19 protein-coding genes are annotated in these 23,879 nt (G+C 60.4%); 2 read left to right on the plus strand and 17 right to left on the minus strand.

Annotated features, from left to right (window positions below; all coding sequences use genetic code 11):
- From galT to B5F88_RS05770, 11 genes are all read right to left on the minus strand, one after another.
- Positions 1-1,500, minus strand: coding sequence for a UDP-glucose--hexose-1-phosphate uridylyltransferase (gene galT / locus B5F88_RS05720; protein ID WP_087342761.1), 1,500 nt, complete (start codon positions 1,498-1,500; stop codon positions 1-3).
- A gap of 2 nt (positions 1,501-1,502) precedes the next feature.
- On the minus strand, positions 1,503-2,495 hold the full coding sequence (galE, locus tag B5F88_RS05725) for a UDP-glucose 4-epimerase GalE (protein ID WP_087342764.1): 993 nt from the start codon (positions 2,493-2,495) through the stop codon (positions 1,503-1,505).
- 42 nt (positions 2,496-2,537) lie between these two features.
- Positions 2,538-3,824 carry a galactokinase family protein gene (locus tag B5F88_RS21740; RefSeq protein WP_087342767.1) on the minus strand — a complete coding sequence of 429 codons (1,287 nt, stop codon included), beginning with the start codon at positions 3,822-3,824 and terminating at the stop codon, positions 2,538-2,540.
- Between the two features lie 167 nt (positions 3,825-3,991).
- The gene (locus tag B5F88_RS05735; RefSeq protein WP_087342770.1) at positions 3,992-5,647 is read right to left on the minus strand and encodes a galactoside ABC transporter permease; all 1,656 of its coding nucleotides are present in this window, start codon (positions 5,645-5,647) and stop codon (positions 3,992-3,994) included.
- Positions 5,648-5,662: 15 nt separating this feature from the next.
- Positions 5,663-7,171, minus strand: coding sequence for a sugar ABC transporter ATP-binding protein (locus tag B5F88_RS05740; RefSeq protein ID WP_087342773.1), 1,509 nt, complete (start codon positions 7,169-7,171; stop codon positions 5,663-5,665).
- 190 nt (positions 7,172-7,361) lie between these two features.
- Positions 7,362-8,675, minus strand: coding sequence for a substrate-binding domain-containing protein (locus B5F88_RS05745; protein ID WP_087342776.1), 1,314 nt, complete (start codon positions 8,673-8,675; stop codon positions 7,362-7,364).
- Between the two features lie 181 nt (positions 8,676-8,856).
- Positions 8,857-9,834, minus strand: a complete 978-nt coding sequence (locus B5F88_RS05750) for a substrate-binding domain-containing protein (protein WP_087342779.1) — start codon at positions 9,832-9,834, stop codon at positions 8,857-8,859.
- Complete coding sequence (locus tag B5F88_RS05755; protein ID WP_087342781.1) at positions 9,821-11,539, minus strand: histidine kinase; 1,719 nt, start codon at positions 11,537-11,539, stop codon at positions 9,821-9,823. The genes B5F88_RS05750 and B5F88_RS05755 overlap by 14 nt, the downstream gene beginning before the upstream one ends.
- Complete coding sequence (locus B5F88_RS05760) at positions 11,536-12,819, minus strand: response regulator (protein WP_087342784.1); 1,284 nt, start codon at positions 12,817-12,819, stop codon at positions 11,536-11,538. The genes B5F88_RS05755 and B5F88_RS05760 overlap by 4 nt, the downstream gene beginning before the upstream one ends.
- A 216-nt stretch (positions 12,820-13,035) precedes the next feature.
- A complete protein-coding gene (locus tag B5F88_RS05765) occupies positions 13,036-13,782 on the minus strand; it encodes a GHKL domain-containing protein (RefSeq protein ID WP_242959653.1) in 747 nt (248 codons plus the stop codon).
- 58 nt (positions 13,783-13,840) lie between these two features.
- Positions 13,841-14,533 (minus strand): response regulator transcription factor, encoded by a 693-nt coding sequence (locus tag B5F88_RS05770; RefSeq protein ID WP_087342790.1) that lies wholly within the window; start codon positions 14,531-14,533, stop codon positions 13,841-13,843.
- A gap of 260 nt (positions 14,534-14,793) precedes the next feature.
- Between B5F88_RS05770 and B5F88_RS05775 the strand changes: the two genes are divergently transcribed.
- The gene (locus tag B5F88_RS05775) at positions 14,794-16,638 is read left to right on the plus strand and encodes an ATP-binding protein (RefSeq protein ID WP_087342793.1); all 1,845 of its coding nucleotides are present in this window, start codon (positions 14,794-14,796) and stop codon (positions 16,636-16,638) included.
- Between the two features lie 17 nt (positions 16,639-16,655).
- Here the strand turns inward: B5F88_RS05775 and B5F88_RS05780 are convergent, their stop codons facing one another.
- The 4 genes from B5F88_RS05780 to B5F88_RS05795 form a co-directional block, all read right to left on the minus strand.
- On the minus strand, positions 16,656-17,387 hold the full coding sequence (locus B5F88_RS05780) for a LytTR family DNA-binding domain-containing protein (protein ID WP_162612115.1): 732 nt from the start codon (positions 17,385-17,387) through the stop codon (positions 16,656-16,658).
- A gap of 173 nt (positions 17,388-17,560) precedes the next feature.
- Positions 17,561-18,364 carry a phloretin hydrolase gene (locus tag B5F88_RS05785; protein ID WP_087342798.1) on the minus strand — a complete coding sequence of 268 codons (804 nt, stop codon included), beginning with the start codon at positions 18,362-18,364 and terminating at the stop codon, positions 17,561-17,563.
- Positions 18,365-18,405: 41 nt separating this feature from the next.
- Positions 18,406-20,397 (minus strand): FAD-dependent oxidoreductase, encoded by a 1,992-nt coding sequence (locus B5F88_RS05790; protein WP_087342800.1) that lies wholly within the window; start codon positions 20,395-20,397, stop codon positions 18,406-18,408.
- A gap of 22 nt (positions 20,398-20,419) precedes the next feature.
- Positions 20,420-21,364: a flavodoxin family protein gene (locus B5F88_RS05795; protein WP_087342803.1), complete on the minus strand. Its 945-nt coding sequence runs from the start codon at positions 21,362-21,364 to the stop codon at positions 20,420-20,422.
- A 164-nt stretch (positions 21,365-21,528) separates the two neighbouring features.
- On the opposite strand from B5F88_RS05795, the gene B5F88_RS05800 reads away from it, so the two are divergent.
- Positions 21,529-22,428, plus strand: a complete 900-nt coding sequence (locus B5F88_RS05800; protein ID WP_242959649.1) for a LysR family transcriptional regulator — start codon at positions 21,529-21,531, stop codon at positions 22,426-22,428.
- Here the strand turns inward: B5F88_RS05800 and B5F88_RS05805 are convergent.
- Together B5F88_RS05805 and B5F88_RS05810 are read right to left on the minus strand one after the other, a co-directional pair.
- Positions 22,322-23,131, minus strand: a complete 810-nt coding sequence (locus B5F88_RS05805; protein ID WP_087342809.1) for a GHKL domain-containing protein — start codon at positions 23,129-23,131, stop codon at positions 22,322-22,324. The genes B5F88_RS05800 and B5F88_RS05805 overlap by 107 nt on opposite strands.
- Entirely contained in the window at positions 23,128-23,859 is a 732-nt protein-coding gene (locus B5F88_RS05810; RefSeq protein ID WP_087342812.1) for a LytTR family DNA-binding domain-containing protein, read from the minus strand. Before B5F88_RS05810 ends, B5F88_RS05805 begins: the two co-directional genes overlap by 4 nt.
- Positions 23,860-23,879 lie beyond the last annotated feature (20 nt).

The following is a 23,879-nucleotide window of genomic DNA, read 5'->3' on the forward strand; positions in this document are numbered from 1 at the left end:
TCACACCTGCCTCAAAAACCGGAGGAAGGCCTCCTGCCCCGCCGGAGTGCGGGCATACACGCCGGAATGCTCCAGCACCTTGGCAAAGACCAGCCCGGTCTCCTGATACACGATATCCAAGGCATTTTCCGCCGTCAGGCTGTACTTGCCCCGAAATCCCTCCGCCCAATCGGCGTGGGCCTCTGTCAGGGGGTCCCCTCTCAGGTCCTCTCCCCTGACCAGCTTGTCCGCTACCGCAGCCAGCTCTGTTTTCAGCCGGGCGGGCAGCACCGCCAGACCCATCACCTCGATCAGGCCGATGTTTTCCTTCTTGATGTGATGGAGTTCTGCATGGGGGTGGTAGAGCCCCAGGGGATGCTCCGGCGTCGTCAGGTTGTTGCGGAGCACCAGGTCCAGCTCATAATCCGCCCCCCGCCGCCGGGCAATGGGGGTAATGGTGTTATGGGGCTCCCCATCGGTCTCGGCCAGAACCATGGCGCTCTCGTCAGTATAGCCCCGCCAGCTCAGCAGGATCCGGTCGGCCAGGTCCACCAGCCGCTCCGGGTCGGCGCAGGTCAGCCGCACCACCGACATGGGCCATTTCACAATCCCCGCCTTTACATCTGTATAGCCGGGGAAGGTAAACTCGGTCTCCACCGGGGCCTTTTCCATGGCAAAGGTATACCGTCCGCCCTGGAAATGGTCGTGGGCCAGAATAGAGCCGCCCACGATGGGCAGATCGGCGTTGGAACCCACAAAGTAGTGGGGGAACTGGCCCACAAAGTCCAGCAGCTTGCCAAAGCAGGCCCGGTCGATCTTCATGGGCGTGTGAACTTTATTGAAGCAGATGCAGTGCTCGTTATAGTACACATAGGGGGAATACTGCAAAAACCAGGGAGAACCGTTGATGGAAATGGGAACAACGCGGTGGTTCTGCCGGGCGGGGTGGTTTACCCGGCCGGCATACCCCTCATTCTCCGCGCACAGCAGACACCGGGGATAGGCAGAGGCGGGCAGATTCCGGGCCGCCGCGATGGCCTTGGGGTCCTTTTCCGGCTTGGACAGGTTGATGGTGATGTCCAATTCGCCATACTCGGTGGATGCCTTCCACTGTACGTCCTTGGCGATCCGGTCCCGGCGGATGTAGTTGGTATCCTGGCTGAATTGATAGTACCAGTCGGTGGCCTTTTGCGGGTCCTCCTGGTACAGTGTCTGGAATTTCTCAATCACCTGGGCGGGCCGGGGGGTGAGCACCCCCATCAGCTTGGTATCCAGCAGATCCCGATAGGTAATGGTGTTCTCAGTCAGCACGCCCCGCTCCGCCGCGTCGTCCAGCAAAGCGTCCAGTATCTCGGGCAGCTCTCCCTCCTCCACAGGGGGAAGGGTCTCCGGCAGGGTGCAGCCGTCCAGCTCTAGGGCCTCCAGCAGAACATTGACGCCCCAAATCGCCTCCGACGGCTGGAGCAGTTCCTTATCCAGCGCATAGGACACCAGCTTGGCAATGGCCTGATCTCGTTCCATACTCAACCCTCCTCAAAACCGTTGGGATGGCTTTTATGCCAGGCCCAGGCGGAAGCTACGATAGTATTCAGGTCGTTGTACTGCGGCTTCCAGCCCAGCACCTTTACCGCCTTCTCCGAGGAGGCAATCAGCTGGGCCGGATCTCCCGCCCGACGGGGGGCCATATGGGCGGGAATGGGGTGTCCGGTCACGGACCGGGCCACGTCAATGACCTCCTTCACCGTGAAGCCCACCCCGTTGCCCAGGTTGAACACATCATTGTCCCCGCCCTTCAGCAGGTAATCCAGCGCCAGGATATGGGCCTGGGCCAGGTCGGTGACGTGGATGTAATCCCGGATGCAGGTGCCGTCCTTGGTGGGGTAATCCTCGCCAAATACGTTCACCGCCTCCCGCTGTCCCAGAGGCACCTGGAGGATAATGGGAATCAGGTGGGTCTCAGGATTGTGGGCCTCGCCGATCTGGCCGGAGGCATGGGCGCCGCAGGCGTTGAAATAGCGCAGAGCCACATACTTCAGGCCATGAGCCTGGGACACCCAGCCCATCATGTGCTCCATAGCCAGCTTGGTCTGGCCGTAGCAGTTGGTGGGCACCGTGCGGTCGTCCTCCAGAATGGGCACCCGCTCAGGCTCGCCGTAGGTGGCGGCCGTAGAGGAAAAGACGATCTTGTTCACCCCATGGGCTACCATAGACTGGAGGAGCACCATGGTACCATAGAGATTATTGTCATAATACTTCAGCGGATCGGACATGGACTCCTTCACCTGGGAGGAGGCGGCAAAGTGGATGACGCCCTCGATCTGCTCCGCTTGGAACAGGGTATCCAGCGCGCCCCGGTCCCGGATATCCAGCTGATAGAACTTGGCCTTGGGGTGGACGGCGGCCCGGAAGCCGGTCTGCAGGTTGTCGGCCACCACTACCTCCCGGCCCGCGTCGATCAGTTCATACACTGTATGGGAGCCGATATAGCCGGCTCCGCCCAATACCAGAATCGCCATTGTTATTCAGATGCGCTCCTTTCCCATCATACAGTCAGATTTTCAGCCCCAAAGGACCGTTCCGCCCACCGGGCGGATGGACAGCACATGGCAGCTGCCCGCCCCCAGGGTCTGTTCCACACGCTCCCGGAATCGGGCCAGGCGATCCAGGGGAACGAAGGCCTGAATGGTACCGGCAAAGCCGCCGCCGTGGACCCGGCAGGCCCCCTTGCCCTCCAGCGCCCGCTCCGCCACAGCCAGAGCCACCGCCATGGCCTGCTCCCGCACCGCGCCGGCGGGCGTGATGTCCTGCAGCAGCTCCCAGGAGGACCGGCCGGACTCGTTTACCAGGGACAGGAAGGTGGCAAAGTCCCCCTTGTCAAGGGCGTCGGCCTCTTCCCCCACCCGCTTGTCGTCGGCAAAGAAGTGCAGAGCCCGGAGCACCGCCCGGTCCCCCACCGCCTTCCGCAGCTGGGGCATGGCCTCCAGCACCTGACCCTCCTCCACCTCGCGCAGCACCTTTTTCCCAAAATAGGCGGCCACCGCCCCCATCTCCTGGGGCACCGCGGCGTACTCGGCCGTCAGGTCGGCGTGGCTGGCGCCGGAATCAATGATACACAGGGCATATCCCTCTTTGTTCAGGTCCACCGCCATGCGGCGCACCACCGGGGCGGCGGGGTCGGCAAAGTCGATAGCCACCGCGCCTCCCACCGAGGAGGCGGTCTGATCCATCAGCCCACTGGGTTTTCCAAAATACACATTCTCCGCCCGCTGGCCCATCTGGGCAATGGTCACCGGGTCCAGCTCGTCCCGGCAGAACAGGTTGTTTTCCACCACGCCCAGCAGCACTTCGCAGGCCGCCGAGGAGGACAGGCCGGAGCCGGGCAGCACCTCAGAGGTGGCAAACACATCAAAGCCCGCCACCGGGTAGCCCTTCTCCACCGCCTGAGCCGCCATGCCCCGCACCAGAGCCGCGGTGCTCTCCCGCTCCTCTTCCCTGGGCTCCAGGGTATCCAGCGCCACCTCCACCATGGGCCAGCCCTGGGACTGGAAGCGGATGGTGTTGGTACCGTTCAGGGACGCACAGGCCAAAAAGTCCAGATTGACTGCCGCCGCCAGCACCCGGCCGTGCTGATGATCGGTATGGTTGCCGCAGATCTCCGTGCGGCCGGGGGCGGAGCACAGGGTGATGGGAGTATCCTCGCCCGCTCCAAAGCTACGCTGGAATCCATCCAGCAATTCCGCTACCCGCCGCCGGGCCGTGTCCAAATCTCCGCACATCAGGCCGGTCAGCGCTCCGTCCAGCGCCCCATCCGCCACCGCACTCCGCACAGCGCCTAATTTTTCCATCGCGCAATTCTCCCCTTTTCTCCCTAGGCGGCGTCAGCCGCCCGGAATTTCCTTGCTCTATCATAGCATAATCCCTATACTATTCCAACTACAAATAAAGCCGCTGCAAAGCTGGCGGGTTATCCGCGTTCGCCTTGCAGCGGCTTTCCGCTTCTTAAAAGGAAGGCTTACTTCTTCTGTACGTATTTCAGGCAGTCCAGCATAACGGCAACCAGAATGATGATGCCGGAGAACACGAACTGCAGGTTGGTGTCGATACCCAGCGTGGTCAGGGAGTAGGTCAGGGCGGTGAAGATGAACACGCCCACCACAACGCCAGAGATCTTGCCGATACCGCCAGTGAAGGAGATACCACCCACCACGCAGGCCGCGATGGCGTCCATCTCCCAGCCCTGGCCGTAAGCGGCGGAGCCAGAGCCGAACATACGCAGGCACTCCAGCCAGGAGCCGAAGCCGTACAGGATACCGGCCATGACGAAGGCGCCTACCGTAACCCAGAACACCGAGATGCCGGAGACGGAGGCCGCTTCAGGGTTGCCGCCCACGGCGTACAGGTTCTTGCCAAAGGTGGTCTTGTTCCAGATGAACCACACCACGATGACCGCCGCTACCGCCCACAGGATGATGGTGGGGAAGTTGTTGATGCGGGGGATGATCATGCTGGGAATGGTGGAGTCAATGGCGCCAAAGGAGACGCCCTTGGTGGAATAGGTCACCAGGCCGAAGATCACCAGCATGTTGGCCATGGTGGAGATAAAGGGATGCATCTTGAACTTTGCCGTGAAGAAGCCCGCGATGGTAGTGAAGATGGTGCACAGCACGATGCACACCAACAGAGCCAGGAACACCCGGCCGATGACCGGCACACCGGTAAAGTCAAAGATATGGCCGAATACAGAGCCGGTATTGATACCCTGGTGCATGATAATGGTAGCCGCCGTCATGCCCATGCCCACCATACGGCCGATGGACAGGTCGGTGCCGGCCAGCAGGATCAGGCCCGCCACGCCCAGCGCCAGGAACATTCTGGGGGAAGCCTGCTGCAGGATGTTCAGCACGTTGTTCACCGTCAGCAGCGGCATGTTCTTCACAATGGGGGTAATGATACACAGAGCGATAAAGATGATGACAATGGCAATGTACAGGCCGTTTTTCAGCAGGAAATCCCGGCGGTTAAAGGTGTACTTGTAGTTCTCCCACTTCTGCGCCATGGACTCGCCGAAGGTGAACTTGGACATGCGCAGCAGGTCGATGAGATGATACTTGTGGTCAAAGGCGGCGTGCTGCCGGTCCTTTACCTCCTGCAGGTCCTTGGCCCGCTTCATCTTGGCGTCAAACAGCCGGTTCTTGTGGACGTACTTCTCGTCCTTGATCTCATGCGGGTCGCTCAGCTTGGTCACCGTCTCCTGGCGCTCCTTGTTGAGCCGCTCCACCGACGCGCGGTAGTTCTGCTCGGCCAGGACTTTTTCTTCCCGGCAGCTGGCCGCCACCGACTGATAGTAGTCCGTGTCATAGTGCGCCTTCAGATAGCTCTCGGCGTCGGCAATCAGCTTGGAGACCAGCTCCTTGTTCTGGGCCTCCACCGCCTTGGCCTTGTCCAGCTCGCTTCTGAGCTGGGCAATCCGCTTTTCCTTCTCCTGCTGGGTGTAGATCCGATCCCGCTTCAGGCCGTCAATGGTGTTCTGAATCTCAATGACCTTGTCGGTGCCGTCCGCACGCAGTTCATTGATCTTGGCCTGGATGCCGCCGACATATTCGTCGATGGGCTGGAGGAGCTTTGCTTCCTGCTCAGCCGTAAGAATTTTCGTGTTTTCTGATACCATAAGCCTTTTCTCCTACTACAGGTATTTTGCGCTAAGCCGCAAAAGCTCTTCCTGATTGGTCTCTTTGGTGTTCACAATACCGGAGAGATGCCCGTTGGACATGACGCCGATGCGGTTGGTGATGCCCAGAATCTCAGGCATCTCAGAGGAGACAACGATAATCGTCTTCCCCTGTTTGGCCATCTGGATGATCAGATCGTAAATCTCATACTTCGCGCCTACGTCGATGCCGCGGGTAGGCTCATCCATCATGAATACCTGGGGCTCCCGCTCCAGCCATTTGCCGAAAATCACCTTCTGCTGGTTGCCGCCGGAGAGGCTGGTAATCATATCGTCAGGACCCATGCACTTGGTATGCATGATCTTGATCTCCTTGTTGGTGGCCTTGACCATCTTGGGCGTGGAGAGGGCCACGCCAGCCTTGTACTGCCCCAGATTGGCGATGGTGGTATTAAAGGTGAGGTCACACTTGAGGAACAGGCCGTTGGCCTTGCGCTCTTCGGTGATCATGGCAAAACCGTGCTCAATGGCCTCCTTGGCGTTGTTGAAATTCATGAGGCGGTTTTTGAAATAGACACGACCTGCCGCTCGGGTGCGTACGCCGAATATGGTCTCCAGCAGCTCGGTACGGCCGGCGCCCACCAGACCGTACAGGCCAAAGATCTCCCCCTCCCTCACATCAAAGGTGATGTCCTGCAGATGGGGGGCATATTTGGTGGAGAGGTGCTGGACGGACAGGATGGGCTCTCCCGGCTGGTTGTCCACCGGCGGGAACCGGCTCTCCAGAGAACGGCCCACCATGGCGGTGATCAGCTCGTTCATGTTGGTGTCCTTGGCATTCTTGGTCATAACCAGATTGCCGTCCCGAAGCACGGAGATCTCATCGCAGATCTCGAAGATCTCATCCATCTTGTGGGAGATGTAAATGAGCGAAATGCCCTGCTCCTTCAGCATCCGCATCATTTCAAAGAGCTTGTCCACTTCCTGTACCGTCAGAGAGGAAGTGGGCTCGTCCAGAACGATTACCTGAGAGTTGTAGGAAATTGCTTTGGCAATCTCACACATCTGCCGCTGGGAAACGGACATATTCCGCATGGGCTGGGTCAGGTTCACCGTCATGCCCAGCTTGCGGAACAGTTCGGAAGCTTTCTTCTTCATCCTGCCTTCGTCAACAACGCCCACGGAATTGGTGGGGAATCGACCCAGGAACAGGTTGTCGATCACGTTGCGCTCCAGGCACTGGTTCAGCTCCTGGTGCACCATGGCGATCCCATTTTCCAGAGCGTCCTTGGGCCCGGAAAAGCTGATCTCCTTGCCGTTTAAGTAGATCTTCCCCTCGTCCTTCTGGTAGGTGCCGAACAGGCACTTCATCATCGTCGACTTACCGGCACCATTTTCGCCCATCAGCCCCATGACCGTGCCCCGCTTCACATCCAGATTGATGTGGTCCAGCACCCGGTTCCGGCCAAAGGACTTGCTCATGCCGCGGATTGACAGGACAATATCATTTTTCGCGTCTGCCATTCTCGTTACTCCGTTCATGCATAATTAGCAGTTTCAGCGAAAATCTGATTCTGCCGGATTTTTCATGATAAATGCCGCCAGGGAGAAGTCCTTCGCCCGCTCAGAGAATTCCTCCTCCTCAACGGAGAATTCCTTCTCCCTGACAGCATACGGTTACTTTTTAACGGACCTCTTCAGGTCCCGCCCCATCTTACTGGCTCAGAATGCCGGTGTAGGAGGCGGCGTTGTCGGTCTTCACCATGTTGATGGCGAAGGCGTCATAGGCGCTGGGGTTGCCCAGGCGGTTGGTGATGTTGGACTCGGTCTGGCCGTCGCCGCCGATGTACTCCACGTTCAGGTTCAGCAGGTCGTCATACTTCTGCAGCAGGGGCTGATAGGTGGCGCTCAGGAAGTTATCAGCGGCGTTGTAGATGTTCAGCCACACGTTCTTGGTGGGATGCTCGGTGGCGTCCAGCTGGTTGGAAACAGGACCGTAGGGAACGGTGGAGTCCAGGAACTCCTCGTAGTTCTCAGCGGTAACAGCCACGTTCAGGGCGTAGTAGGAGCGGGAGGCCTCGTCATAGTAGAACACATCCTCGCTCAGCACGTTGCCAGCCTCGTCAGCGGTACCGATACCGGTGTCGATATCCACGCCGTCCAGAGCGTTGCGCAGCACCCGCAGGGTCAGGTAGGCCTGCACGTCGGCGTGCTGGCTGATGGTGCCGCCGTAACCTTCCGCGATAGCGGCAACGGCGTCGGAGTTGGCGTCATAACCGAAGGTGGGCACGCCGTTGGCCTTGGACCAGGCGTTGAACATGGACATGCCCATGCCGTCGTTGTTGGAGGCCACGATGTCGATCTGATCGCCGAAGGAGGAAGCCCAGGTGCCGATGGCGTTGCCGGCGGTGGCGGCGTCCCAGGTGGCGCCGGCGGAGTTCTTCATCTCCTGAGAGGCCAGCTCACGCACGGTATAGGTCGTGCCGTTGATCTCCAGGGTGCCGTCCTGCACATAGGCGGAGGTGCCGTCCACGTTGGTGCCCACAGGGGTGCTGTCGATGGCGCCGTCCTTCTCCACGGCGGTGTTCAGAGCGGCGCGGACGCCGCGGGTACGGGCGATGGAGTCGTTGTGGCCGATGTCGCCGATGGCCAGCACGTAGCCGATGACGCCGTCGCCGTTGCGGTCGATCTCAACGCCGTCGGCAATGGCCTTCTCGATGTACTCCTTGATCATGGTGCCCTGCAGCTCGGCGCCCTGGTTGGCGTCGAAGCCCACATAGTAGGTGTCCTCGTTGAAGGACAGGGCGTTCATGTCCAGCTCGCCGGTGGTGCTGTTGGAGGGCTGGCGGTTGAACCACACCAGGGGCTTATCCTTGTTGGCAACCGTGGTGCCCTCGTTGCCGACGGCAGCGCTCTGCTCAGCGCTGGGAGCCGCGCTCTGCTGGGTGTCACCCGTGCCGCTGCCACAGGCGGCCAGGCTGAACACCATCGCTGCGGAAAGGGACAGTGCAAGTACCTTCTTTTTCATAGCGATTCTCCTTTTTCCTTGGGTTTTGGGCGGGGCCTTCCTTAAGGGCCACGCCCTGATATCACTATCTTAGCGGAAAGCAATTGGAAAAACAAGGTGAAAATTCACCGAAAGAAGGGTAAAATTTTATTTGAATACAACAATCTACAAAAATTCACCCCACCATTTTTATGCACTTCGCTCAATCCATATTCTGTTCAAAGGCAAACAGCGCTTTTTGGCTGTCCATGGTAAAGAGATTGCTCCGGTCCACAATCTGGGTGGATGTGTCCACCACATGCTCCAGCCCGCCCTCCTGGCCGGTCAGCAGCTTGTAGGCGCTCTCCACCCCCAGATAGCCCATAGCGTAGGGGTTCTGCACAATCAGCGCATCCACGGACCCCTCCTGCATGCCGTCCACCGTAGCCACGTTGGAGTCAAAGCCCACCAAAAAAACCGTCTCCGAAAGCCCCAGCTCCTTCACAGCCTGGGCCGCCCCCACGCTGGTGGGTTCATTGAAGGCCAGCAGCACATTGATCTCCGGGTGGTTCTGGAGCATGGCCGCAGCGTCCCACTCTGCCTGCTCAGCTTCGGCCAACGTGTTGATCACGGCGGTGATCTCTGCCCGGCCGCTCTGGGCAAAGACATCCGTCGCCCCCCGCTCCCGCTCCTGACCGTTGGCGCTGCTGATGTCATAGTTGACCACGCCCACCTTCAGCTCCCCCGCCACCCGGTCCAGGGCCGCCTGAGCGGCCATCTGCCCGGCGGCGTAGTTGTCGGTACCGATGTAGATGCTCACCTGGTCGGAATCCACGCTGCTGTCAATGGCCACCACCTTGACCCCCTTCCGGGCGGCGGCGTCAATGGCGGCGGCGTTGTTCTCATAGTCAATGGCGGAGAACACCAGCGCCTCGGCGCCGTCCTCCACCGCCTGGGCCACCATGGTGTTCTGACTCTCATAGTCCTCCTCGGTCTCCGGACCCACAATGGTGAGCTGCAGGTTATACTCGGTGGCGGCAGCCTCCGCCCCGGCGAACACCGAAAGCCAGAACTCCGTCTGGGTGGATTTAGCCACCAGCGTAACCGTGTGCTGGGGCGTGGCCGACGTGTCTGCGCCGCAGCCGGACAGAAGCAGCCACAGCAGCACCGCCAGCAGGAAGGCCGGTCTATTTCGCCTCATAGTCTCCCTCCTGTACCTTCGGCATCCGAATCTCCACACAGGTACCCACGTCCAGCTCGCTGGTGATCCGCAGGCCGTAGCGCTTGCCGAAGTAGATCTGAAGCCGGTCGTTGACGTTCTTGATACCGATACCGGTGCGGTCGGTGGGGTCCCGCTGCAAAATCGTGCGGACCTGCTCCGGACTCATGCCCACGCCGTTATCCTGTACGTAGAACACAATGTCCTCTCCGTCCTGCCGCACCCGTACCACAATGCGTCCCTCCTCCACCAGCAGGTCCAGGCCGTGGTTGATGGCGTTTTCAATGATAGGCTGGAGGGTAATTTTATTGCAATAGTAGTCCAGGCACGCGGACTCCACGTCAAACTCATAGGTAAACTGATTCTTGTAGCGGTATTTCTGAATCTGCAGATAGCTCTCGGCGTGCTCCAGCTCCTTGGCAATGGGGATCATTTCGTGCCCTCTGCTGATACTGATGCGGAACAGCCTGGCCAGGGCGTGCACCATTTTCACCGCGTCGGCGTTGCGGCCCTGCTCGCACATCCAGGCGATGGAATCCAGGGTGTTGTACAGGAAGTGGGGATTGATCTGGGCCTGGAGGGCCTTCAGCTCCGTCTTGCGCAGATTGATCTCCTCCTCCCGCACGGTGCTCATCAGCTGCTGGATGCGCAGCACCATATGCCCAAAGGAGTCGGAGAGCTCCTGTACCTCCAGGGTCCCCCCCACCGGCCGGTAGGTAAAGTGGTCCGCGTCGGTCTCAAAGCTCTCCATGGCCGCCGCCAGTCCCCGCAGGGGGCGGCCCAGCAGATGGGACAGCAGCCAGCTGGTGAGCAGCGCCGCCGCCAGCACCACCGCCGCCAGCACCATGGACAGGCGGATCATCTCGCTCACGTTGCGGTTGACCAGCTCATCCACATAGCTGACCCCTACCACCCGCCAGTCGCTGCCCGCCACGCTGGTAATGGAGTAGATCACAGTGTCGTCGGCATAGGAGCCGTCCTCCCTGCCCGCCAGCATCTGCGTATCCTCCGACTTCAGCCCCGCGTACAGCAGCTGCTGCTGTGGGTGGTATACGATATTTCCGCTGTCATCCATCAAAAAGCAATAGCCCCGCTGACCGATGCTGACGTTATTGATGTAGCTGGAGATGCTGGAAAAGCTCAGGTCCAGAGAGACCCAGGCCGCCTCTCCCCCAGGCTCCAGGGGAGCCGTCATGGTCACCACCCAGGGATAATAGCGCTCAAAAATCGTCTCCACATGGGGAGCGGTCATGTAGGGCTCCCCCTTGGCCCGGGCCGTGTTCAGATCAAAGGAGAGGTTCTGATAGATGGTCTCCCTGGGCTCCCGGCCCAGCGACCAGCAATCCAGCAGCACGCCGCTGGGCGAATAGCTGGTGACCGCCACCACATCCGGGCGGAAATTCAGGAAGGCGGCCAGCAGCCTGTCCCGGCTGTCCGCGCTCTCCAGCATGGACTCCTCCACCAGCTCCATGGCCTGGGTCATATCCCGCAGATAGTTGCCCACCGTGTTGGACACCTGGGAGACGGATTGGGCGCTGGTGGTACGGGCGCTCTGCACCATGGCGCTGCGGTAGCGGTCCAGAAACAGCAGAATGCAGCAGCACAGGATCACCGCCACAATCCCCACCACCACGGAGACCAGAATGGTGGTAATGCGCAGGCCGGTGCGGGAAATGCCCCCCTTCACACCCCCTCACCCGCCTTCTCCTGGTCCAGCCTCCGCCGCATGGCGTTGGGGGATTTACCGCAGTACTTCTTAAAACAGTAGCTGAAGTAGTGCTGATCGGTATAGCCGCACCGCTGAGAGATCTCCTGAACCCTGAGGGACGACGTGGAGAGCAGCTCCCGGGCCGCCTCCATCCGCTTGCGGATGAGAATGTTGATAAAGGTCTCTCCCGTGCATTTTTTGATGCAGGCGCTCAGATGGTTGGGGCTGACGTCCAGCATTCCGCTGAGGGAGACCAGGGAGAGGTCCGCCTCCATATAGTGCTGATCCAGAACCTCCAGGGCCCGCTGGCACAGCAGGCTCCCCCCCTTCACTGCAGGGGCCAGGTCACTGATAAACTGGGCCCCGCCTTCGGTCCTGTCCCCCTGGCGCAGCACCTCCATGGCCTCCCGGTACGCCTGATGGAGGGCCGTCAGGGCTCGGGTCGGACGGCTCACCCCGATCCGGCAGCGGCAGCCCAGCACCCGCTCGGCCATCTGGGGGATCTCGTCGGCCAGAATATGGAGATACTCGTCAAAATCCGACGGGTTACCCAGCAGCACTGAAATCACCTTGCCGGAGGAAAAAAAGCTGACGCCCCGCAGATACTTGGCCGCCAGCCGGTCCACCGACGCCACAAAGGAGGGCTCGGTCCGGTTTCCCCCGCCCTCATCCAGCAGGGTGGAGACCATGACCGTATAGCAGGGTCTGTCCTCGCCGTCCCGCAGCAGACCGCACTGACGGGCATATGCCTCTGCCTGGGCTTCCCCCTCCAACTCAGCGTAATCGTCCAGCACCAGGGGAAGCAGCATGGCGGCCCGCTGATCCGGCCCGCCGGTCCGTGGGGCCGTCTGGCGGAACATGGCATATTGAGCGTCGATCTTCTGCCGGATATTGCGCAGCTCCGCCCCCAGCCCCTCCATGGTCAGGGGCTTGAGCATGTAGCTGATGATATTGTACTGGATGGCCTGCTTGGCGTACTGAAAATCGTCATAGCCGCTGAGAAAGGCAATATTGGTGGCAGGCCGAACCTCCCGCACCTGCCGGGCAAGCTCTATTCCGGAGATGAAGGGCATCCGGATGTCGGTCAGCAGCAGGTCCGGCCCGTGCTTCTCCACCAGCTGGAGGGCATCCAGCCCATTGCTGGCGCTTCCCAGCAGACAAAACCCATGATCCTGCCAGGGGATCATGGTGCATACCGCCTCCCTGAGCTCGTCCTCATCGTCGGCGACAACCACGGTGTACAGCGTCTTTGCTGCCATTGGGGCACCTGTCCTTTCCCTCAGAAATCCAGAAGAAAACCCGTTGTGTATACTCCCCGGTTTTCTTTCGCTCTTTATTATAGCAGATGACCCGCTTCCCCACAATATGTTTACCGTTTTTGTGGGATTTCCCGCCGGAGCCAGTCCTCCTTCCGCCATAAAACAATGCAGCCGTCAGTTCCCTGCGGACGGGACTGACGGCTTCTCACTTTCTGATTAACTATGGCTGACCGGCGCGGCCTCCTGCTCCGCGGCGGGCGTCTGGAGGGAATAGGGCAGAAATACCGAGGCGCGAAACTGGGTTCCGTCGGCGGAAAAGTCCACCTCTCCGCCATGCCGGCGGACGATCTCCTGCACGGTGGCCAAGCCTACGCCCAGCCGGCCCGCTCTCTTACTGGAGAGATAGCGGCCGTTCCAAAGAAACAGAGGTCTGGAACAGGAATTGCCCACCACCAGAGAGAGATAGCCGGAGGCGGAAGTACTTCTGGCCCGCAGCCAACCCGTTCCCTCCCGCTGCAGCGCCTCAATGGCATTTTCCAGCAGATTGCTCAGCAGCAGGCACAGGTCAGGCAGCAGCTCTTCCTGGGGCGGCAGCAGATCCAGCCTGATGTCCGCCTGGAAGCCCAAGTCCTCCGCCCGCTGGCGGTAGTACTTTACCAGCGACATCAGCACCCAGCTCTGCTTCGGCCCGGTGGCGGAGGGGCTGGAAGCGGTAAACACGGGCGGCTCCGCCGAGAAGGTAAGATTGGTAATATAAAGGTAATGGCGCAGGTCATGCCGCAGACGCCGGAGCTCTACCAGTTCCGTCTGGGCACTGTTGGAGCTGAGCTGAAGGATGGACCTCAGTTTCTGGTTTTCCTCCTCCTCACGCCGCAGCGCCCGGCAAATCCGTTTCAGCCGCAGCAGGGTCAGGCACAGTAACACCGCCATCAGAGGGATCAAAAGGAAGAAGAGAAGTTTCATATCCACCTCCATGCCTCCTCTCTTATATGGACCGGTGCATTCCAGCCCGCCCGGTCAGTTACAGCTCCGCCGTCCCCTCCCGCAGCAGGCAAAAGCGCCGGTAGGCCTCCTCCACCGCCTCTTTCTGGCTGCGTCCCAGCGGGATTTCCGTTCCGTCCGACAGGTGCACGCTGCGCCTGGATATCCCCCGCACATGGCAGAGATTCACCACATAACTGCGCTGACAGCGAATGAAAATCTGCTGGGGAAGGCGGCTCTCCAGACTATACATCGGCTCCCGGATCGCAATGTCCTGAATAAAGGTATGAACCAGGCAGCCCTTTCGGGTGCCTTCCATGCGGATCAGATTGCAGAAGGGAATCTGCATCCGCACCCGATTGGACAGCAGCTCCAGCCGCTCCAGGGCGCCCCACCACAGAGGGGCGCCGCGCCGCAGCGCCTTTTCCAGCTGCTCCATGCTGACTGGCTTTTGGAGGAAACCGTTGGGGTGAAAGAGATAGCTGCGGATGGCGGCCTGAGCGTCGGAGGAACACACAAACAGCACCTGCTCCTTCCCGGGATAAAAGCGCGGCGGCGGCAGGCCGCCGTCCAGGTCCCAGAACAGGACGGACGGACCCACATCCTCGCCGGGCGGCCCCTCCACAAGCTCAACGGACGCACAATAGAGCGCCTTCCAGGCCTGAAGGAGCCGGCAAAGCCTGGCTTGCTCCACCGGGTCGTGCATTTGTACAACAAACTGGATCCGCTCCATGCTCTCTGCCCCTCGTTCCACGCTTCTGGAAATACCCAGTTGACACCTACCATACCCTATCACAAAAAAACAGGGCGGAGGTAATTTTGGCACGAACAGTCCTCAAGCGGCACAAACAACCAAGATTCAGCCTTGTCCTTCCCGGTTATTTCCGATATGATAAAAAATAAACATCATGTCCACGGACACACACTGAGGAGGCGGCGGCTCTGCATTTCAGGACGGAATCCATATATCAGAAAAGGTGGTTTCTGCTGGCCTTGGCGTTTACCCTTGCGGCGGTATGGAGCATCTTTTCCTACATCAACATGACCCAGACCGCCGTGCCGGTCATTCAGCTGAACCCCAGCGCGGAACCGGAGCAGTGGACCTTCACCCTGAAGGACGGGACAACTCTCAAGCCGGATCAGTCCGGCGGGTTTACGCTGCCCAGCGCCGACACGGTTCTGTACTGCACCCGCCCCCTGGCGGACTACAAGGGCCGCCTCACCTCCACCGCGCTGGTCTCTGTTAACGCCTGGAGCTGTGACGCGGCTATTTTGGCCGACGGCAGGCTGGTGGCCGACCCCTCCCACCGTTTCCTGTGGCCGGAGGGACGGTTTGAGCCGGCGGTGGAGCCCTCCGCCACCAGTGGGCTCTTCTCCATCGGCAGGGCCGAGGAGCTGACCATCGCCGTCCGCTTTCTGGCGGAGCCCTTTTCGCTGTCCGCCCTGCCCACGTTGAGCGTGTATACAGAGCTCCACACCTTATCCAGTCAGTGGACCGCCCCTACGGCATCGTCCGCCCTGTCCTCAGGCGTATTTCTGGCGGCGGCGCTGTTTTTGGCCGGTTTATTTCTGTTTCAGCTCTACTACAAAAAGGCAAATTGGGGGTTTCTGCTGCTGGCTTTGCTGGCGCTGTCCTTCTGCCTGAAAAATACCGTATCTTACAGCATCTATATCATCTGGATGCTCCAAATTCCAGTGGTGCTCTGGAGCATCCAGGTATTTCCGGCGCTGATCATCCTGTGGCTGCTGTGGTATCACACCCAGGGGAAGCTCCGCCGGCTGGGCTGGCTGCTGCCCGCCCTGTACTCCGCGGGCTTTGTTGGCGGCATTCTCTGGCGTCTGGGTGACAACGCTTCGGGAGCACGGTGGACCAACCTGCTGCAGAACAAGCTTTTGCCCCTGTCGGTATTGCTGGCTCTGCTGTGCTGCGGCTGGCAGGCCTGCCGTGGAAACGGCTACTTCCGCCGCTTCTTTCGCTGGGGAGGCGTTCTCGTCGTGTGCGCGGGGGGCGGTCTGTTCCTCTCCTTCCTGCAAAACGGGAGCTGGTGGAAAACTTTTTATACCGCGCTTCGGATGTCCCATGCCATGGGCAACCTGTTTCACCTCATGGAACAGACAAGCTATCTGCTCTTGCTTCTGTTCTTCCTGATGGCGGTCTATGACTTTGTGCAGAGCATCGTCCACCGCAACCAGGAGCTGCAGGCCCTCACCCTGCAAAACCGCTATACCGCGGAGCACGCCGCCTATCTCAGCCGCACTCTGGACGATACCCGCGCCCTCCGCCATGAGCTTCGCCACCACATGGAAGCACTGAGGGCACTGTGCCGAGAGGGCGATCTGCAGCGCATCAGCAACTACGCCGAGCTGCTGGGCAGCCAGTGGGACGAGATATCCGGCCATTACACCGACAATGCGCTGCTCAACGCCTTGGTCTGCTCCTATGCGGACCGGGCAAAACAGCTGGGTGTGGAGTTTGAGGCTGTGGTCCAGGCCCCGGAACAGCTGGATATTGAGGACGCCGACCTGGCGGTGCTGCTGTCCAACATGGCGGACAATGCGCTGGAGGCCCTCTCCGCCGTTTCAGACGAGAAGGACCGCTGGCTGCGTCTCAAGGTGGAGATTTTTGAAAACACAGGGCTGTTTATCAGCTGTTCCAACTCCTTCCACGGACAGCTGAGACGGGATCACACTGGCGCGCTTCTCTCCACCAAGACCGGGGAAGGCCATGGACTCGGCCTGAAGGCCATGCGCCGGGTGGCGGAGAAGTATAACAGTGTGCTGGTGGTGGAACCACAGCGACAGGTTTTTCACGTCAAAACCTATCTGTATTTCCAATAAAAAAGCAGTTCCTCTTCTCAAAGGGCAACTGCTTTTTCCACATATCGTACCATTTCCTCTTGCAGCTGGCTGCGGTATCGCCGCCCCAGCGGGATGGTCATGCCGCTGCGCAGCAGAATCGCATTGGAACGGATCTCCCGGACCTGTGCCAAATTTACCACGTAGCCCTTATGGCAGCGGACAAACCACTCACCCAGCTTTTGCTGCATCTCGCTCAGCGTCGCCCGCACCCGCGTCGGCTCCGTCTGAACATCCAGCCACAGCTTTACATAGTGCCCATCTGCCTCACAGTACTGCACGGCCGACACCAGAACGGGCTGCAGACCTCCGTCCGCCTCCACCAATACGCTGTCGTGCCGGTCCAGAATCCGCCCGATGGAGGCATCCAGTATCTCTTTTTCAATGGGCTTCACCAGATAATCGTTGGCCTGGACCTTATAGCCGTCAATGGCGTAATCCCGGCTGACGGTAATATAGATCAGCTTGGCCCGGCTGCCGCTCTCCCGCAGAGCCTGCGCCAGCTGGATCCCACTGGTCTCACCCATCAATATATCCAGCAAAAACAAATCGTATTGCCTGTTTCTGGTCTTCACCTGAGCCAGCAAATCCTGAGGGTTGTGAAACAGGGAGAGGGAGACCTCCATCTTCCGTTCCGCAAAAATCTGCTCCGCCCACTGAAAAATCTGACGGCCATCCTTTGCACAGTCATCGCAAACTGCGACACGATACATCGTGTCACCCCTTTTCATGCTTGGTTCCATCCTTGATTCGGAGGTACTTGGCACTTTCATTGTATCACATTATACCAATCCCGGATACGGTTGGCAATACCATGCATGGAGCTACCGCAAAGAGAGGACGCTGCCGTAAGCAAGACACAAAAGCTCCGGGCGTGCATAAAGCACGCCCGGATATTTTTATATTACCAGTTATCCTTATTTTCTTCATACACTTGGGGCAGAATGGCGGCCAGATGCCCAAATTCTTTCAGGTTATGGGCAAACAGCCCCCGAACCGCCTCCAGAGGTACAGAGACCCCGTCAGGCACCAGCTTTACCAGCCGGCCGTCCACCAGACCATAGCCGATCCAGAAGCGGGAGCGGAGCACAACGCCCCACTCCGCCTCCCGGATAAAATGGGTCATAATGGCGGCTATGCCCTGTCCGGGAACGGGCCCGTGGCCGTTGGCGCACATCATAGCGGCGCAGGCCTTGGTGCCCACCTTGGACTCGTCATAGCCCAACTCGCTGGGATAACGGAATTCCAGAATCAGCGGGTCAGGCCCGCCGCCTACATCCTCCAGCACCACATGCTGGGTTCCCCAGGTGCGCTCCCGCATGGGCAGGGACTGGTCCAGGGTCTTTTCCCGGTTCTGCTGCCGGGCGTAGAAGTGGTCCTCCGGATCCCAGATCCGGTAGCGCAGATCCTCCAGGCTGTGCCAGGCAAACCACCACTCGAACATCTCCGGCGTAACGCCGGGCATAAAGGTGCGGTTGGCCAGAAAGCCGGTGCCGTTGGGCATGACGCAGTAACCGATCTCACAGGGCAGGTCCCCGGGGAGAAACAGATCGTTCCGGTCCTCGATCTTCAGGGCCAGAGCGGGGTCTATGGGCCCGCCCTCCAGCACCGCCAGCTTCTCCGCGGGAATGGGAGTGATGGGCAGGTCGTAGAACTTGGCGTAAGGAAGGGCACGCTCTTCCGGTGTCAGGGGCGCACGTTCACTCATGGTATACGCTTCCTTTCTCATCTAAGCACTTGGGTGGGCCTTTATTTGCCCACCTCGATACCGGCCAGATAGCCGCTGCGGGTAGCCTGATCCACCTTACCGGGCTGGATGGCATCGCCGATGACCCAGCTCTTCATGCCCTTGGCCTCGGCGGCCTCCTTCAGGGCGGTGATATCCACGCTTTTCATGCCCAGGGCATAGAGGACGGTGTCAGCCTCCAGGGTCTGGACCCCGTCGGAATTCTCCACCTTCACGCTGGTGGGGGTGATCTCCAGGCAGCGGGTCTTGGGCATCATGCCCACGCCGCACTTTTCCATCTCCCAGATGAGGGCCTCCCGGTACATGCCGAAGGACTCGTTGGCCAACCGGTCCAGCATCTCCACCACGGTGACCTGATGGCCAGTCTTTTGGAGGAACAGGCCGGCCTCGCAGCCCACCAGGCCGCCGCCCACCATGACGATTTTGTGGCCGGGCTTCACCTTGCCGTCGTACATATCCATGGCCTGATGGGCGTGCTCGATACCGGGCACCGGAGGGCAGGTGGGCAGGGAGCCGGTGGCGAAGATCACGCCGTCGGCGCCGAAAGAGCCGATATTTTCCGGGGTAACAATAGTATTCAGCCGCACGTCGATGTCCCGGCGCTCCACCTCCCGCACCAGCAGATTCTTGAAGTTCATCAGGTCGGGCTTGTCGGTATCCACGTCGGTGAACCGGAGCAGGCCGCCCAGATAGCCGGCCCGCTCGGCCAGGATCACCTTCTGGCCCCGGTCGCAGGCGGTAATGGCGGCCTGAAGGCCAGCGGCGCCGCCGCCCACAATGAGGACGGTCTCCCGCTTGGAGGCGGGGGCCAGGGTATCGGGGTCAAAGGGCAGATGAGCCAGAGGGTTGATGGTGCAGTGACCCACGTAGAGGGCCAGCTCCTCGCTGGTGAAGGGCAGATCGTCATAGCCCTCCTCGGGGGAACCGGGGAAGCACTTGTAACACCGCAGGCAGCGGCGGATCTGGTCCTCGTGGCCGCACTTGGCCTTGTTGGCGAACTCCGGATCGGCCAGCATCTGGCGGCCCAGGATCACAAAGTCCACCTTACCCTCGGCGATGGCCTGCTCACACAGCTCAGGGGAGTTGATGCCGCCTACGGCGCCCACAGGCAGCTTGGTGTACTGCTTGATGATGGCGGCATTGTCAATGTTCAGGCCGTGGGGGTGGAACATGGAGCTCTCGGTGCCCGACTTGACAGACTGCTCATAGATGCCGCAGGTCACATGGACAGAGGTAATGTAGGGCTCAGCCATGGCGATAAACGCGCCGGTCTCCTCCGGGGTAATGCCGCCGGGCTGGTGGTCGGTGCCGTCGATACGCAGCTCCACCAGGAAATCGGGGCCCACCGCCTCCCGGACCGCCTTCAGGATCTGGAGGGGAAACCGGGCCCGGTTCTCCAGGGAGCCGCCGTAGCTGTCGGTGCGGGTGTTCATCAGAGGAGAGAGAAATTGGGTAAAGATAAAGCCGTGGCCGCCGTGGATGAGCACACCGTCAAAGCCCGCCTTCTGCATATAGGTGGCCGACACAGCGAAATCATGGGCGATGCGGGCCATGTCGTCCTCGTTCATGGGGCGCACCTTCACCCCCGCCAGGTTGGTGGTCTCCACCGGACCCACGGCCTCCTCGTTGGGGCCGAAGGGCACCTTCTCCTTGCCGCAGTGGACCAGCTCGGCCAGGGCCACCGCGCCGTGGCGCTTGATCCGGCGGGCATACTCCCCCACGGCGTTAAAGGTCTCCATGTCCTCCTCCGGCTTGGCAAAGTTGAAGGGACGGAAGCCAGGGATGCGGACGGCGTCCACAAAGTTGACGTCAGTCTCGCCCACGATGACACAGGCATTGCCTCCCTTGGCGCTGCTCTCCAGCTTGCGATAGGTGAAGTCCCGGGCGTCTGGATTCTGCACAATCAGGCCGAAAGCCATAGGGGCGCTGACGATGCGGTTGCGGTAGGTCACCTTGCCCACCTGCATGGGGGAAAACAGATGCTCGAATTTCATAACAGAGGAGCTCCTTTCTGAATTAAATACCGGGGAATTGGATGTCCTTGTACTTGGGCAGCCGCTGGGCCACCAGCCGGCGCTTCTCGGGGTCCATAAAGAATCCCCCCTGGGTCTCTGCGATCTCGTCGCAGTGGACCCCACGGCCCTCCTCGGTGGTGCGGTCCCGCTCCAGACCGTTGTCCGCAATGACAAACTTCCAGCGGCCGTCCGCCGTCTGCTCCAGGGTGCCGCCGGCGCCGCACACCACGCACTCAATGGGATAGTGGAGCCCGCCCCACTGGGGTTCCCCGAGACACAGGGCATTGGAGTGGCAGTTGGGACACCAGCCGTAATCCGGATCCCCCAGCCACTTGCGCTCCGGGGCAGGGGTGTTCAGGGCCTTCATGATGTTCTCCCCCATCTCCCGGGCCCGGGCCAGCTTCTCCTCATAGAGGAGCACCTGGGCGGGAGCGGGCACCTGGGTGGCCATATACATATCCACGATTTTGAAGCTGTTGGTGAATGTGGTGGCCTGCATGCACTCCAGAGCCATGGACTGCCAGGAGCGGGTGGAGCCTCCCACCGCGATCAGGCCGCCCACCCGGTCCCGGGGCGCGATTGCGCCGATTTTGGTGAGAAAGGCCGACTCATAGGCCAGGTTGCGGTGCATGAATTTGAGAAACAGTGAGGACGGCATCAGGTCATAGGTGGGCGCGGAAAAGATTACCGCATCCTGGTCCAGCATCACGTCCATGATCCGTTTCTTGTCGTCTTTCTTGTCCAGCGGGCAGCCGGTATTCTTGCCCATGGACATGCCGATGGTGCAGGAGGTACAGCCGTCGCAGTCCAGAATGTCGAAATCTTTCAGGTTGATCATCCGGACCTGAGCCCCCTGGGCCTGGCAGGCCAGCAGCGCTTCCTTCAGCAGGATTTCGCAGTTGCTGTCCTTTCGCCCGGCGGTGACGCCCATGACTTGAAATCCCATGTCATTTGCTCCTTCTCACAATATTTTGCATGACTATGGTAACACCCGGCCGCAAAAAAGAGAAATTCAGCTTTTTTCGCCCATTGATAAAATTCTTTTATCAATTTATAATAAAAAAACCGCCCCATCTCCGGGCGGAGAAAGGGACGGGATGTAGGATGCATATGGAGCAGCTGCGCTATTTTCTATCGGTGGCCGCCCACCGGAATTTTACGGAGGCCGCCAAGGCCTTTTACATGACCCAGCCCGCTATTACCCATCAGATCTCCGCCCTGGAGCGGGAGTTGGGGGTAAAGCTCTTCCTCCGCACCACCCGCAGCGTGACCCTCACCCGGGCGGGTGAGCTCTTTCTGGAAGACGCCAAGCGGATGCTGGACCTGGAGGAACGAGCCCAGCAGCGGGTTCGGCAGGCGGAGCAGACAGAAAACCTGTCTTTGAAGATCGGCTACCTTGACAGCCCGTGCCGTCATTTCCTGCCTCAGCTGATGCGGGACTACCGCAGCCGCTATCCTCAGGTGCGGCTGGAGCTGGTGCGGGGAAATGCGGAGGACCTGCAGCAGGGCTGCGCGGAAACCGACTTCGATCTGGCCTTCTCCGTGCTGTCCGATCTGCAGGGGCTGTACCAGTACCACTGCCGCCGGCTGAAGGCGGACTTTTACTGTCTGGTGTGCCCGCCGGATCACCCCTGTCTGGACAACACCTCCATCGACTGCGGCCGGCTGGCCACCGAGTCCTTTGTCTGCCTCTCCCGGGAGGGGGGCAGCTATATGTACAAGCAGTTCCGGGAGATCTGCCGGGATATGGGCTTCACCCCCCGGGTAACAGCGGAATATCCGGCCATGGAGGACGTGCTCTTTGCCGTACAGTGCAGCCAGGCTCTGGCCATCCTGCCCTACCACATCCGGGAATACCTGCACACCGACCTGGTATTTCTGCCTCTGGACAGCGCCAGCCCCATTATCGAGGTGGGAGTGGCGTGGCGCAGACAGTCCAACAACCCAGCGGTAAGCTGGCTGACCGACCTGATCCACCACTATCTGATGGAGCGGCCTGAGCTGTTTTAGCGCAGCCCGCCGCCGGGGCTGTGGGCAAAAACACATGGGCGCGGAACTGTCCCTCACAGACGGAAAAAGAACAGGAGCCGCCGTGCCGCCGGGCCACCTCCCGCACCGTCTCCAGCCCCACGCCGGTTCGCCCCGCCCCCTTGCTGGACAGGTAGCGGCCGTTGTGAATCCGCAGGGGCTGAGCGCAGGAATTCCCTACCACCAGGGAGACATAGCCAGGAGCGGCTATCCCCCTGGCCCGCAGCCAGCCGCCCCCCTCCCGCTGAAGCGCCTCCACCGCGTTTTCCAGCAGATTGCTCACCACCAGACAGAGATCCGGCAGCAGCGCATCCTGGAAAGGCGTCAGTTCCAGGCGAATATCCGTCTGAAAGCCCAGTTGCTCCCCCTGACCCCGGTAATAGCGGGTCAGGGCCTCCAGCACCCCGCCGGCCGGCAGCGGACGCTCCAGAGTCCCCTCCGGCCGCCCCTCCTCCATAGCGCCGCCGGCAATCCGCAGGTAGTGGCGCAAATCATGGCGCAGCCGCCGCAAGGCCTCCAGCTCCTCCCGCTCCATATGGGACTCCAGCAGAAGCACCTGGCGCAGCCGCCGGTTTTCCTCCCGCTGGCGCCGCAAAAAGCGGCACAGGCGGAACAGGACCACCAGCGCGGCCAGCGCCACTCCGCACAGGAGCAGAAGGAGTCCCTTTACCACCGCCCCGGTCATGCCTGCCCCCAGGCCTTGAAATAGGTCCAGTCGATGAATTGACTGCGGATCTGAGAGAGGCTGGCCGAGCTGATGGGGATCAAGCTGTCGTCCGACATGCGGAAGTCATTCCCCTCCATACCCTGGACATAATTCATGTTGATCAGGGCGCAGCGGTGGCAGCGCAGGAAATCCCGGCTGCTGATGGCCTCCTCCAGGTCGTCCAGACAGCGCCGGGCCACCACCACCTCCCGCGAGGTGTGGATACGGGCCCGGTGGCCGTAGACGTCGATATACTGGATGGAGGACAGGGGAAGCTCCCGCCGCTCCCCCTCCGACAGGACAGACAGACAGCGCTTCGGTTCCGGAATGTGCTCCAGGCACCAGTCCAGCGCACGGTCCACCTCGGCCTGCTGAAAGGGCTTCACCAGATAGTCGGAGGCCTGTATCTCAAAGCTTTCCAGTCCATGGTCCTGGCTGGTGGTGGCAAAGAGGATGGCCACATCCCGGTCCATGGCCCGGATCCGGCGGGCCGTATCGGTACCGGAACACCCTGGCATATAGATGTCCAGAAAGATGAGCTGGAACTGCCCCGGCTGGGAAAAGGTGTTCAGCAGCTCATCCCCGCTGGAAAACATCCGGAGCACAGGGTTCAGCCTGTACCGCCCGCAATAGTTCCGCACCATTTTGGCCAGATTCTGCCGTTCTTCGGCCAAATCGTCACAGATTGCAATGGAAATATTCGACATCCGTTACCGTTCCTTTCTTC

It is taken from the genome of Flavonifractor sp. An306, assembly GCF_002159455.1.
Lineage (GTDB): Bacteria > Bacillota > Clostridia > Oscillospirales > Oscillospiraceae > Flavonifractor.